Here is a 12728-nt window from a genome sequence, read left to right as displayed (position 1 = left end):
GGCCGGGTGGCTGTCTCAGGCCTTGAAGACCGCGGTCTCCTGGAAACGCTCCTCCGGGGTCTCCCGGTGGGCCGTCTCCCTGGAGACGTAGATCGCGATCGAGCTGATGATGAAGAGCACGGTCGCGTAGATCGCGACCGGGGTGAGGTCCGCGTTCGTGCCCATGAGCCTGTTGGCGACGAGCGGGGCGGTGCCGGCGCCGAGAATGGCGGAGACCTGGAACGTGATGCCGGCTCCCGTGTAGCGGTGGGCGGGATCGAACTTCTCGGACAGGAAGGCGCCGATGGGGCCGTACTGGGCGGGCTGGACGACGCAGACCATCAGGATCATGCCGATCCACACGTTGGACGGGTCGCCTGTCTGGATCATCCGGAGGACGATCCAGAGCCCCACCACCGAGACCAGGCCACCGAGCAGCATGACGCGACGACGTCCGAACCGGTCGGAGAGCGCAGCGAGTCCCGGCATGACGAAGATCGCGACCACCGAGCCTATGGTCAGCATCATCAGCGCGTCTCCCCGGGAGATGGGGTCGGCGGAGTCGGCGCTCTGGCGGACGATGTAGGGGACCATGAAGGATGCCTGGAGGCCCTGGATGAACAGTCCCGCCATGCCGGCGAGGGGGCCGAGGACGAGTTCGCGGGGTGAATCCTGGAGCATCTTCACCAGCGGTACGCCGGTGTGCACGCGGCCTTCGCGCCGGGCGGCCTCGAACTCCGGTGACTCGGTCACCCGTGAACGGAGGTAGAGACCGAACATGACGATTCCCGCGGAGAACAGGAAGGGCACGCGCCAGCCCCAGTCGGTGACGAAGTACCGCTCGGGATTGGCGAAGTTGTCCCCGGAGATCTTGGAGAAGACCGCGAGAACGAGGGTGGAGAGCACGGCGCCCGCGGGGCCGCCCGCGATGGCGAGGGAGGCGCCGAAGCCCTTGTTGTTCCGCTTGGAGTGCTCCATCGCCATGAGCGTCGCGCCCGCCCACTCACCGCCGACGGCCAGCCCCTGCACCGTGCGCAGGGCGACGAGGATGATCGGTGCGGCGACCCCGATCTTGTCCGCGGAAGGCATGAGTCCGATGGTCACCGAGACGAGGCCCATGGTCAGCAGGGTGACGACGAGGACGTTCTTTCGTCCGTACTTGTCGCCGAAGTGGCCGAACGCCATCGAGCCGATGGGTCTGGAGATGTAGCCGATCAACAGGATGAGGAAGGAGAGGGTCGTGCCGAGCTCCGGGCTCAGTGAACCGAAGAACAGTTTCGGGAACACGAGGCCGGCTGCAGCGGCGTAGAGGAGGAAGTCGTAGTACTCGACGGTGCTGCCGAGGAAGCTGGAGAGAACGGCGCGCCGCCGCTCGCGGGGATCGGTGCTCTCCGGAACGACCGCGCTGGCCGTCGCGGCGAGAGCCGTCGGGTCGGTGCCCGCCGGGGTGGACTGTGTCATGGGTGCTCCAGATGAAGGTAGGGGACGTTGTGTGATCCAAGAGAAGCATCCGTGTCCAATGTGAGCTACAACTCGTTCCGGTGGGTGGTACGGCGTTTCATCAGGCGGAATGCCGGGTCACGGCCCCGACTCCGCGCTCACCGGTGGTGAATGCCTGAGGCGCCACCCGCGATGCGCGGATGGCGCCTCAGGTCGGAGGGAGCGTCCCGGCGGTCAGCTCGCCGACCACTCCACGGTCCGGGAGTAGTCCCGGACGTCGACCGGCAGCATCCGCCCGTAGTGGAACTCGAACCGCTGGCTCCGGTAGAACTCCCGGACCGGTTCCCCTCTCTCAGGTGGCGTGGGACGTCGACCCGAATCGCCGCGGTACCCGGCCGTCGCCGTGCGCCCGAACCAGTGCGCGTCGTAGATCTGCTGATCCGCCCACGTCTCCAGGAGCATGAGGTGATTCGGCAGCTCGACGTTCTCGTACCACGCATAGGTGAGGCAGCCGGGTTCCCGTCGGGTGTCGGAGATCTCCCTCGCGGTCAGGTCGCGCATCTCGGGCCCGGCCTCGTAGGCGCCCTGGATCACGATGTCCACCGGCCCACGGGCGGGCCACATCACCGCCGGATCGGGGCGTTCGGCAGGACGCCAGACGGCACCGTCCAGCGCATAGGGCACCCGCCGGTAGATCGCGGTCCCGGTGTCGGTGCAGCGGAGCAGATCATGCAGGACCGGATGGTCCGTGATCCCGCGGAGCAGATCGCCGTACCCGCGCTCGTCGGCGAACAGCAGCGCGAGTGCGTGCTCCTCCTCGCCGGCCGCGAGAGTCGAGTAGACCTCCGCCTGCTCCACCCGCCCGCGGAGCGCGCGGACCTCGTCGAGGAGACCGTCGGGAAGTGCGCCGAAGGTGTGGATGACGCGGATCATCGCTGTTCCCCGAAGTCGACGACCCAGTCGGGCCGCATGTGCTCCGGAGCTGGCGGGCGTCGACGCAGCACTCCCTCGATGAGGTATCCGCCGAGTTCATCGAACACGTCGAAGTAGCCGAACTCGGCGGCGTGTCCCCGCAGGGGGGACCCCATGCACAGACCGTGGCCCGCCCCGGTCATCGCCGCGACCGTGTCCCGCCACTCGTCCTCGTCCGTGGTCATCCAGCTGAACATGTGGTGTATTCCGGGGCCGCGGATGTCCGAGAACTCGCGGTTGTAGTGACTCGGTCCGTGCTTGCACTGGATGATCTCGAAACCGAAGTCCCCCGCCGAGCCCTGCGCGGTGAAGTAGCCGTGGTCGACCTTCTCACCGCGGTACCGGGGATCATCCAGCCGGCCGTGGCCCGTCTGCCAGGTTTTGCACTCGAATCTCGTGATCCCGAAGATGTCCCGGTACGCCTCGAGGCTCCCGAGGACATTGTCGACGATGACGCCGAAGTGGTGGATGCCCTGGAGTGGGGGAAGCACCCCGCTGGTGGGTTCCCGGTCGGTGGCGTCCGTCGCCGGTTCGGCTGCCCCGGTGACCATCTCCACGAGAAATCCACCGAGAGCGTCCCGCGTGTCGTAGAAGGTCCGTCTGGAGCCGTCGATGTCGGCACTGTAGACGGCCGGGATGCCGAGCCGGTCGAAGTGCCCGGCGACATCGTCGCCTCCGGTGGCGAGAACCCGGATGAAGCAGATGCCGGGTCCCTTGGTGAGCAGGTACTCGTTGAATGGCGATTCCCCGCCCGTGGGCTCGACGAGCTCGAAGGTCACGGGTCGGGAGGGGCCGCCCCCGGGGCCCGTCGCGGAGGGCGCGGGCCGGGTCGTCCCGATGGCGGCCCGCCAGGTCCCGGGGGTGGTCGAGGTCGTGCGTCCGTAGCTGACCGCGGACGAGGTCTGCCCCGCGTCGATGTGGGACACGTCCCAGTCGGTGATGCCGTGGATACGGCGGTAGCTGTCCATCGCGGCATCGAGGTCGGTGACGACGATGCCGACGCGGAGGAGGTTCGTTGTCTTCATGGTTCTCCTAGTAGAAGAGGCTCAGGTTCTTGATCAGGATGGTCGCCATGTCGAACCGGATCTCCCGTTCGAGGATGAGGAAGCCGCAGCGCGCGGACTCGTCGCGAACGATGATGTCCCGGCGCTCACCCGAGATGTGGTCCTGGTAGCGCTCCCCGCGGGAGCGGTAGATGTAGAAGTTCGACCGGACGTTGAAGTTGCCGTCCTCCCGCCCGTCCACCCGGACGTTCGTCACGAGATGGCGCGTGCGGGACGCGGGCTCCTCCGCCCAGGCTTTCTGCGTCTGCAGACGGAACACGCGTTGGCGGAGGTACTCCCAGTTCTCCTCGAAGTACACGGAGGTGCCCCGTGGGTAGAACTCGTGCTTCCGTTCCCGGAACACCCTGTTCTCCCGCACCGGCGCCCAGTAGTAGACGTCCGGGTGCATGGTCTCCAGCCAGGCGTCCCACTCCATGTTGTCGACGAGTTCGGCCTCGTCGTAGAGGAAACGGGTGATGGCCCGTTCGGTCTCCGCGGTGACGGGGATGCGTTCCGCCAGTGTCGGGTTCGGGCTGGTCACTTCTGCTCCTTCGGATCGGTGGCTGTGGGGCGTGCGGCGGTGCCGGCCATGGTCCGCTGACGGGATGCGGCCGCCGCCTCGGCGCGGACGATGTCGCGCATCGTCGCCGCCGTGGGACCTTCGTGATCGGGGTCGGGGATGCTGCTTCCGTCGACGCCCCGGGCCGTGGCGTCCGCCTTGCCCGCGGCTCCGGTCGGTGTGGCCTCCGCGCGCGTCGCCGCCGGGACCCGTGCGGCCGCGTCGGCGGCGTCGAGAGCCGCGTTCGCCTCGTCGATGCCGAACTCGGCCTCGGTGTTGTGCGCGTCGGCGCCCTCGGCCATGACCGCGGAGTAGTCGGCGTTCCTGATCTCGGGTTCGCCGCCCCGCATGGCCTTGAGCTCCTCCCAGCTGGCTCCGCCCATGAGATCCCGGTAGAACCCGTACATGTTGAGCGCGGCGTTGTCGGAGTAGACGTGGGCGGTGGAACCTCCCGGGTAGCCGTCCTCGTCCGCACTGACGGGAACCCCGCGCATGTTGTAGGTGAACCCGGTCTTCCGGGCCATCGCGCCCTGGAGAATGTGCTGCATCTCCTCCCAGTTCTCGGCGTCGTCCTGTTCGAACATGCCGCCGGGGGAGAAGGTGCGCATGACGTCGACACGGATCGCCTCCTTGACGGATTCCGGGGCATCCTTGGGAACGAACGCCCAGGACCAGATCTCCATCTCGTTCGGTCCGCGCGGATGGGTCACCCGGAACGTGTAGTTGCCCAGGAGCATGAAGTTCGGGAAGACGTTCATGTGTCCGCGGATCTCACGGAACTCGCCCAACCGTTCCTCGATGGCCCCGCGGACCGAGTTCTCCCATTCGATCAACGCGGGCGCGGTGTTCGGGATCTCCCTGCCGCGGCGGCCGAACCAGGCGCCGCCGTGGCCGTAGGGGCTGAAGAACTGGCGTCCGGTGGGGATCTTCTCGCGGCCCTTCTTCCGGTCGAAGGTGTCCGATCCGCTGGCCAGTGCCTCAACGGCCGAGACGTGGCTGATCTCCGAGTGCTGCATGTCGGAGGTCGGCTGCTCGACGTTGAACTTCCAGTTCGCGGGCAGCACCCATTTGTGGACCGCGATCGCCTCCATGCCTCCCTCGTAGCGGTCGAGGTACCCGTCCAGGTAGTACCTGGCGTTCCCGAGGTACTCCTCGAGCGGCGGGATGGTCTCGTCCCAGGAACCGAAGATGAATCCCTTGTAGTTCTCGATGCGGGGCACCTTGATCGCGCTGAGCTTGGACTTGTCGATACCCTGCGGATACGCGGTGTCCTCGTGCGGGATGTCGATGAGATTGCCGGCCAGATCGTAGGCCCAACCATGGAACGAGCACATGAAACCCTTGGACAGACCCCGGTCGGCACGGCAGATGCGCATGCCCCGGTGACGGCACTGGTTGAGGAAGGCGCTGACGCTGCCGTCCTTCTGCCGCACGACGACGACCGGGTCCTCGCCGATGTAGGCCTGCAGGTAGCTGCCCTTCTTCGGCAGCATGGAGTCGTGCGCGAGGAACACCCAGGTGCGTTGCCACACCTGTTCCAGTTCCTGCTGGTAGATGTCGTCGTCTACGAAAATCCTGCCGGAGACGTATCCTCCGACGGGATCGATGAGTGAATCAATGTCAGGCACGGCGTGCTCCTTGGGCTGTGGGGTGGGTCATGCTGTGTGCCCAATGTAGGGGCCGCCACACCGGGGCCGTGGATGTCGTTCCGGCTCGTGGAACGTCGGGCTCGTGGACGGCGTGACGCGTGCACGTGGAGACGTGTGTCCGGTCTCGCGCCAGCGGTTCTGCGCGAACAGCGTGGTGCCGGTTCCCGGTTCCCCGCGTGGTCGGGATCTCAGATTCCCGGTGTCACCGGCCCGGTTCCACCCACCCACGGTGCCGGTTGCTCTCCTGGGTCTGCGTGCTCGTCGGCTCTGTCCGACTCCGGTGACCGGGTCCCGCAGCTCGCGTGTGGGGAGAACCCTGGACCGGCCGTCGTCGACGCGGGGAACGACCCCTTGGTGGGGTCTGTCACCGCACGCTGTGATCGTGTGGTTGCGGGACGGCCCACCGGACGGTACCGGCCCCGGACCTGGCCCGTCGGATCCCGGGCTGCCGGTTCCGCACCGCCGGAGACACGGAAACGTCAGGCCAGCAGCGCGCCCGCGACGCCGGCGGCGATGACGACGAGTGTGATCGCGAGGCCGAAGAGGAAGGGCTTCACCCCGGCGGTTCTGATCGTGGCGACCGTCACACCCGTTCCCTGGGCGAACATCGCCGCGGCGAACATCCAGTGCTGGAAGGAGCCGACCCCGTCGATCAGTCCCTCCGGCAACGGCACGAGGGTGCGGACGGCGACGAGAACGATGAAGGCCGCGACGAACGCCGGAACGAGGGGAGGGAGCACCACCGAGGTGTCCCCGTCGGCGGCGGCCCGTGCCGCGTGCCGACGTTCGAGAGCCGCGATGATCATCATCATCGGGGCCAGCAGGAGGATACGGCCGAGTTTCACGGTGACCGCGATGGGGAGCACCGCCGCGCCCGCGATACCGCCGGCCGCGACCACCTGGCTGACCTCGTGGACGCTGATGCCGATGAAGATCCCCTCCTGCCGCGGATCCCACCCCGCCAGGTGACCGATGACGGGTGCCAGTGCGAGCAGGATCGTGCCGAGCAGCGCGATGACCGCGATCGCGGTGACGAACTCGTGTTCCTTCTTCTTCGTCAGGACCCCGTCGACCGCGCCGATGGCCGCCGCCCCGCAGATGGAGCAGCCGGCACCGATCAGGAGTGCCTGCTGACGACGTAGGCCGAATACAGGGGCGAGGAGCGCCGTCGCGGCGAATCCGAGAGTCACTGTGAGGACCGCGACGACCAGGACCGGCCACCCGAGGGCGAGGACGGTGGCGGCCGGGACACCGAGTCCGAGGAGCGCGACACCGACCTTGAGCACGGTCCGTGACGCGACGGCGACCCCGGGGAGCAGTCGCGGGGAGACGGGACGGACGTTGCCGACGACGCTGCCGAGAATGATCGCGACCAGCAGGAGCACGCTGATGCCCGTGGCCCGCTCGATGACCGCGTCCACCCCGAAGGACACGGCGGCTCCGATGAGACAGAACAACAGTCCGGGTACCGCGGCTCGGGTTTTATTCATGGGACAACCCTAGCGCTTCAGCTGCTGGAGCACAGCAGTTTCCTCACCCGTGGCGGGACGGCTGCGTCGCGGACTCAGGTGGCCCGTTCGAAGAGGCCACGGCCCCACCAGTCGTCATCGTCGACGAGGCCCGGGGGGCAGGCGAAGATCGCGGAGCTCTCGTACCGCACGAACTCGTTCATGTTGTCGTGGTGCGAGAGATTCGACTGGACGGCGATGAAATCGTCCCGTGGGGAGGCGACGAAGGCGATGAAGAACAGACCGGCATCGAGGTGCCCGTACTCGTCGACACCCCCGACGAAGTTGTAGCCGCGGCGCAGCATGCGGGCACCGTCATTCGCCGGGGCGCTGGCGAGACGCGAGTGGGCGTGGGCGGGTATGAGCGGGCCGTCCGTACCGTGCCATTCGTTGAAGGGCATCGGGTCCTCCTCGTGTTCCCGGCCGATGGGCGCTCCCTCGTCCTTCGTCCTGCCGAACACCTCCTCCTGTTCGCGGCGGGTCTGCCGGTCCCAGTTCTCCAGCAGCATGCGGATGCGCCGGGCACAGAGATACGATCCGCCGTCCATCCAGGAGCCGTCGTGGACCCAGACGTGTTCGTTGATGAGGTTGGTGTACTCGTTCTTCAGGTTCGCCGTACCGTCCTTGAATCCGAAGAGGTTGCGCGGGGTGCCCTGGGTGATCGACGTCGACGCCGTGCGTCCGAACCCGAGCTGCGCCCACTTGACCGTCACGAGCCCGCTGCCGGCCTTCGTCAGTACCCGGGCGGCGTGTACCGCGACCTGCGGATCATCCGCGCACGCCTGGATGCACAGATCCCCGCGGGAGATCTCCTCGTTGATCTGGTCGCCGGCGAAGTGGGGGAGGTCCTCCAGTTCCTCCGGCCGGGCCGCGGCGAGCCCGAAGCGGTCGTCGAACAGTGACGGGCCGAAACCGACGGTGACGGTGAGGCGCGCCGGGCGCAGCCCCACCGCCTCGCCCGTGTCGGTGGCGACGGCGTTCCGGTCCACTCCGACCGAACCGTCCGGTTCAGCCTCCAGGCCCTGGGACATCCGTCTGGCCATCACGGTCCATGTCCGCAGGAGATCGCGCAGTTCGTCGCGGCTGTCGGTCGCCACGTCGAGGGCGACGAAGTACATGCGTTCCTGTTGCGCGGTGGTGATACCGGACTGGTGCTCACCGTTGAAGGGTACGGTCTGTGAGTCCCCGTCACCTGCGGGTTCGCCGTCCCGGGGACCGAGGAACCTGTCGGCGCCGACGGCGCCGGCCGCACCGAGTCCCGCACCGATCCCGGCACCGGCGAGGAAACCACGCCGGGACAGCGGGCGTCCCCCGGTGTTCTTCCGGTCCTTGTTGTCTCCGCTCATCGTGCCACCACCTCCTGCACGGAACCGATCCGTGCGGTCAGTTCGTCGAGTGTGTCCGAGAGATCACGCCGCTGCCGGACGCCGACCCTGTCATAGGGGACGAACCCGTCCCCGTCCCGGAAGGTGTCGAGTCGCTCCTGCAGTTCCGAGTAGCCGGCATCGAGCTGGTCCGGCAGTTCCGGGGAGACCGGTTCGATGAGTGGCTCGAGGATCTCGACCGCCGCCCTCGACCCTTCGAGGGAAGCCTGGAAATCGGCGAGCTCCGTGTGGCTGTGCACGTCGATCTCGCCGTGGATCCCGGCGTCGGAGAGACGGTCGATCAGATCCTGTGCGTGGTCGGCGATGTCCACGGCCGTCATGCGGGAATCCGCCCGGACGGCCTCCGCGAGCGTGGCGATGTCATCCCGGAACCCGTCGGCGGTCTCCACTGCGTCGTCGGAGAGTTCCCCCTCCGGTCCCCACAGACCCTCCTCCAGCTCGTGCATGCCACCCCATGCGTCCCCCGGTTCGAGGTCCGTGCTCCGCGCGTCGACGGAGATACCCAGTCGCTCCGCCGTGCCGGACACCGCCGGTGCGATCCGCATGTACGGGGCGCGTGTCGCCAGAAACCGGCTTCGGGCGCGCTCGAGATCCCCGGCCCGGATGGCTTCCCGGAGCTCGCCGGCGGCCTCCGCGGACCTGTCGAGCTGCCCGGCGACGTAGTCGCGGTAGCGGGCGACCGCCTCCGCGGCGACGGGATCGGTGTCCTCCCGCGGCAGGGCGTCGCCGGTCACGGTGATGGTGGTCGATGTCGCGCCGGACCCGGAATCCGGTGCACAGCCCAGGAGATAGTCACCCGGGTCGGTGGCGCTCACGATGAGTTTGCGGGAGCTGTCCGGATCGATCCCGGTGACCTCTCCCACGGGGGTTCCGTCCGGCCCGGTGACGGTGAAGTCCGTTGGCTCGTCACCGTCGTTGCGGACCGTGAAAGTGAGTTCGCCGGTGGTCGCCTGAACCGCGTCCGCATTGATGCGGCAACTGCCGGGGCCCGCCGCGACGGTGAACATTCCCGGCGGTGGAGATGCGGCCTGTTCAGCGGCATCGTCACCCGAGCAGGCCGCGACCGACCACAGGACAGCGATCAGCAGGACCGCCGTCGGTCGGTTGGTTCGTCGATGCATGGGGACGTGGGCTTTCTCGATGGCGTGGGAACGGCAGAAGAAGTTCTACACCTGTCAGGTTACCCACACCTCATGTCCTCGCGTCGTCCGTGGGGTGGCCCTGTCTCGGTTCGGGTGGGTGTGGTGGTCATCGTCCGCTCACTTCGGTGGGTGGAGCCGCCGATACCGGAGCGGGGTGGCCGATACCCGGGGTGGGGTGAGTAGGCGGTGTCGACCGGATGATCCCGCGTAGCTGCGTGCGGAGGTTCTCCGTCCGGTGTACGGACCGGAGTCGGTGTGCACCCGCGCCACCCGTTCTCATCACCGCGGATTCCTGCGTCGCCGTGGTCGCCGGGTCTGTGGACACGTTTGCGGGCCAGCGTCCGTCGACGGATCCCGGTGTCCCGGGGCGCGGAAGCGGTGGACGACCGGAGGCTAGCTCACGCTGCCCGGTGTCGCCGGTTGCGGGTGGGGTGCGTCCGGTGGTCGGCCGGGCACCCGGTGGACCTGACGTGGAACTCCTCGGGGGAGGGGTGCCGGACTCTTCCGGGGTGTACGTGACCGCGGAGCAGAGACCTCGAGCCGATGCGCCGGTGTCCGCTGCATCGGTTCGAGGTCTCCGCGCCAGAGGTTTTCTGGTTGAGCGGGGGCGGGCACCCTGACGGTGGCCGCCCCGGATTCCTCCGTGCCGATCCGGGTCAGGAGGCGAAGGTGACCGGAACCTCGGCCACGTCCTTGAAGCCCTCGGAGTGGTCGCCGAAGACCTTGAGCACGCACTCGTCGGTGGTGCAGTCGATGCCTTCGCCGGTGGGGTTGACCGTGAGGGTGAAGGACGCGGTCCCGTCCTCGGCGATCTTCGCCGTGCCGCGCTCGTTCTGCAGCCAGGCCTGGCTCTCGACGTCGCCCATCTCGCCCGTGCAGACCGGGACGGGCGCGCCACCCGGGGTCTGCGCCGCACAGATGGCGCTGTAGTACCCGGCCTCCGGGTTCAGCCCGGTGACCTCGACGGTGAGGGTGTCACCGGCCTTGATCCCCTCGGCCTTGTCCACGGTGATCTTCACGTCCGGCGCTGCGGTTGCGGTCGAGGAGGTCGTGGGGGACAGCTCCGACTGCATCTCGGCGATCCCCTCGGAGACGGACTCACTCATCTCGGAGATGCTGGCGTCGACCTCGGACGGGTCGGTGGTCGATTCCGTCTCGGAGTTCGAGCAGGCGGCGAGGGGGGTGACGAGGATCAGGGATGCGGCGGCGAACGCGGCGGTTCGGGCGGTGAAGAGTCGGGACATGGGATGCCTTTCGTCGTTGGTGGGGACGGACTCCGGGGGACGGTGTCCGTCGGTGCCCGCGGAGCGGCACGGGTGCCGTCGGCGGGGCTCTGCCCGAATTCTATCGTCTACCGGACCGGCCGGTTTCCCGACGAGCACGGGCGATGCTCCGTCGATGGACCGCCCGGGGACAACAATGAACAGAAAGGTTCACAAATAATAGACCGAGCTGTATGGTTCCGGTATCGGATTCCCCACGGACGGGGACTCCGCGGCAACAGACACACCAGAAGAACCCACAGGAGGTTCCCATGCTCATCACCGGACTCATACTCGGCGCCGTACTCGGCGCGGTCATGCAGCGCGGGCGGTTCTGCGTGACGGGCATGCTCCGCGACATCTTCACCCGCAGCACGTGGCGCCCGTTCACCGCACTGCTCATCGTCATCTCCGTGCACGCCATCGGGCTGACGGCCCTCACTTCGGCCGGGATCATCACGCCCGAATACTCGCCCTTCGCGCCTGCCGCCGTCATCGTCGGCGCCTTCATCTTCGGTGTCAGCATCGTCCTCGCCGGCGGCTGTGCCTCGGGCACGTGGTACCGCGCGGGGGAGGGGTTGGTCGGTTCCTGGCTCGCCCTGGTCGGGTACGCGTTGTCCGCCGCCGCGATGAAGACCGGCCCGCTGAGCGGGGTCAACGCCTGGCTCAGGCAGTTCACGGTCGGCCAGACCACCGTGCCCGCCACCTTCGGGCTCTCCCCCTGGTGGTTCGCCATCGGCCTCGGGGTGCTGACCGCCTACCTCGCGGCGCGCTTCCTCCAGGCGGAGTTCTCCGGCCCGCGGCCGGTCTCCCTCGCCCAGCCGCTGCACCGCAGGCCGCTGCACGTGTACCTCGCCGCGGTGATCATCGGCGTCATCGGCGTCGTTGCCTGGCCGCTGTCCGCCGCCACCGGTCGCAACGACGGTCTCGGGATCACGACGCCGTCGAAGAACGTCGCCAATTACATTGTCACCGGAGACAGCTCCTTCCTCGACTGGGGCGCGCTCCTCGTCCTCGGGATCCTCGTCGGTGCGCTCATCGCGGCGAAGGTCTCCGGTGAGTTCCGCGTCCGTGTGCCCGACGCCCGGACCTCCTCACGTGCCGTGGTCGGCGGTATCGGGATGGGAGTCGGGGCCAGCTGGGCCGGTGGCTGCACCGTCGGCAACGGCATGGTCCAGACCTCTCTGTTCACCTACCAGGGCTGGGTCGCGCTCGCGTTCTTCGCCGTCGGCGTCGGCGTCGCCGCGAAGATCTGGCTGAAGCCCTCCGGGCGGAAGACGGCGGCCGGGACCTACAGCACCGACGAGAGCGTCGACGGGCGTGCCGCCCACCCGGAGACCGCCACCACGTCCATGGCCGCCCCCGCGTACGCCGTTGCTCCGGTCGCGCTGAAGGTCCGGGAGCAGCAGTCCGCCCCTGCGGGGCTCACCGAGGTCGCACCCGGGGAATTCGCCCTGGACACTCTCGGCGCCGTGTGCCCGTTCCCGCTGATCGAGGCGGTCTCGGCGATGGATGAGCTGCGCTCGGGTCAGACGCTGGTCATCGACTTCGACTGCACCCAGGCCACCGACGCGATTCCGCGCTGGGCCGCCGAGGCGGGGCACGAGGTGACCGAGTTCCGGGCCACCGGGGACGCCGGCTGGCGGATCAAGGTGCGGAAGGGTTGATCGCACCGCACCCGCCGCTCCGCCGGGCGGGTGCCCCGTGAATCCCCGAAAGATGAGGCGAGGCTCGCCTATTGTGTATTCTTGCACTCACAATGCAAGAAATCTGCGGTGAATCCAGCTCC

10 protein-coding genes are annotated in these 12728 nt (G+C 68.1%); 1 reads left to right on the top strand and 9 read right to left on the bottom strand.

Annotation, left to right across the window (positions count from 1 at the left end):
• Positions 1 to 15: 15 nt before the first annotated feature.
• The 9 genes from JIM95_RS03415 to JIM95_RS03375 form a co-directional block, all read right to left on the bottom strand.
• A complete protein-coding gene (locus JIM95_RS03415) occupies positions 16 to 1440 on the bottom strand; it encodes an MFS transporter (RefSeq protein ID WP_200260738.1) in 1425 nt (474 codons plus the stop codon).
• A gap of 213 nt (positions 1441 to 1653) precedes the next feature.
• Positions 1654 to 2352, bottom strand: coding sequence for a putative quinol monooxygenase (locus tag JIM95_RS03410; RefSeq protein WP_200260740.1), 699 nt, complete (start codon positions 2350 to 2352; stop codon positions 1654 to 1656).
• Entirely contained in the window at positions 2349 to 3416 is a 1068-nt protein-coding gene (locus JIM95_RS03405; protein ID WP_200260742.1) for a VOC family protein, read from the bottom strand. Before JIM95_RS03405 ends, JIM95_RS03410 begins: the two co-directional genes overlap by 4 nt.
• Before the next feature lie 7 nt (positions 3417 to 3423).
• Positions 3424 to 3975, bottom strand: a complete 552-nt coding sequence (locus JIM95_RS03400; RefSeq protein WP_200260744.1) for an aromatic-ring-hydroxylating dioxygenase subunit beta — start codon at positions 3973 to 3975, stop codon at positions 3424 to 3426.
• Entirely contained in the window at positions 3972 to 5621 is a 1650-nt protein-coding gene (locus JIM95_RS03395) for an aromatic ring-hydroxylating oxygenase subunit alpha (protein WP_200260747.1), read from the bottom strand. Before JIM95_RS03395 ends, JIM95_RS03400 begins: the two co-directional genes overlap by 4 nt.
• A 500-nt stretch (positions 5622 to 6121) precedes the next feature.
• The gene (locus tag JIM95_RS03390; protein ID WP_200260750.1) at positions 6122 to 7132 is read right to left on the bottom strand and encodes a YeiH family protein; all 1011 of its coding nucleotides are present in this window, start codon (positions 7130 to 7132) and stop codon (positions 6122 to 6124) included.
• Positions 7133 to 7206: 74 nt separating this feature from the next.
• The gene (gene efeB / locus JIM95_RS03385) at positions 7207 to 8496 is read right to left on the bottom strand and encodes an iron uptake transporter deferrochelatase/peroxidase subunit (RefSeq protein ID WP_200260753.1); all 1290 of its coding nucleotides are present in this window, start codon (positions 8494 to 8496) and stop codon (positions 7207 to 7209) included.
• Positions 8493 to 9656, bottom strand: a complete 1164-nt coding sequence (locus JIM95_RS03380) for an EfeM/EfeO family lipoprotein (RefSeq protein ID WP_200260756.1) — start codon at positions 9654 to 9656, stop codon at positions 8493 to 8495. The genes efeB and JIM95_RS03380 overlap by 4 nt, the downstream gene beginning before the upstream one ends.
• A 677-nt stretch (positions 9657 to 10333) precedes the next feature.
• Entirely contained in the window at positions 10334 to 10921 is a 588-nt protein-coding gene (locus tag JIM95_RS03375; protein WP_200260759.1) for a neocarzinostatin apoprotein domain-containing protein, read from the bottom strand.
• 290 nt (positions 10922 to 11211) lie between these two features.
• Between JIM95_RS03375 and JIM95_RS03370 the strand changes: the two genes are divergently transcribed.
• Positions 11212 to 12606 carry a YeeE/YedE thiosulfate transporter family protein gene (locus JIM95_RS03370; protein WP_200260762.1) on the top strand — a complete coding sequence of 465 codons (1395 nt, stop codon included), beginning with the start codon at positions 11212 to 11214 and terminating at the stop codon, positions 12604 to 12606.
• Positions 12607 to 12728 lie beyond the last annotated feature (122 nt).

It is taken from the genome of Corynebacterium antarcticum (genome assembly GCF_016595285.2).
Classification (GTDB): Bacteria; Actinomycetota; Actinomycetes; order Mycobacteriales; family Mycobacteriaceae; genus Corynebacterium; species Corynebacterium antarcticum.
This window is presented reverse-complemented; position numbering and strand designations above follow the sequence as displayed.

Excerpts from the sequence above, each read along its gene's own strand:
- JIM95_RS03390 (WP_200260750.1), bottom strand. The coding sequence starts at position 7,132 with ATGAATAAAACCCGAGCCGCGGTACCCGGACTGTTGTTCTGTCTCATC.
- JIM95_RS03380 (WP_200260756.1), bottom strand. The coding sequence starts at position 9,656 with ATGCATCGACGAACCAACCGACCGACGGCGGTCCTGCTGATCGCTGTC.
- JIM95_RS03410 (WP_200260740.1), bottom strand. The coding sequence starts at position 2,352 with ATGATCCGCGTCATCCACACCTTCGGCGCACTTCCCGACGGTCTCCTC.
- JIM95_RS03405 (WP_200260742.1), bottom strand. The coding sequence starts at position 3,416 with ATGAAGACAACGAACCTCCTCCGCGTCGGCATCGTCGTCACCGACCTC.
- JIM95_RS03415 (WP_200260738.1), bottom strand. The coding sequence starts at position 1,440 with ATGACACAGTCCACCCCGGCGGGCACCGACCCGACGGCTCTCGCCGCG.
- JIM95_RS03375 (WP_200260759.1), bottom strand. The coding sequence starts at position 10,921 with ATGTCCCGACTCTTCACCGCCCGAACCGCCGCGTTCGCCGCCGCATCC.
- JIM95_RS03370 (WP_200260762.1), top strand. The coding sequence starts at position 11,212 with ATGCTCATCACCGGACTCATACTCGGCGCCGTACTCGGCGCGGTCATG.
- efeB (WP_200260753.1), bottom strand. The coding sequence starts at position 8,496 with ATGAGCGGAGACAACAAGGACCGGAAGAACACCGGGGGACGCCCGCTG.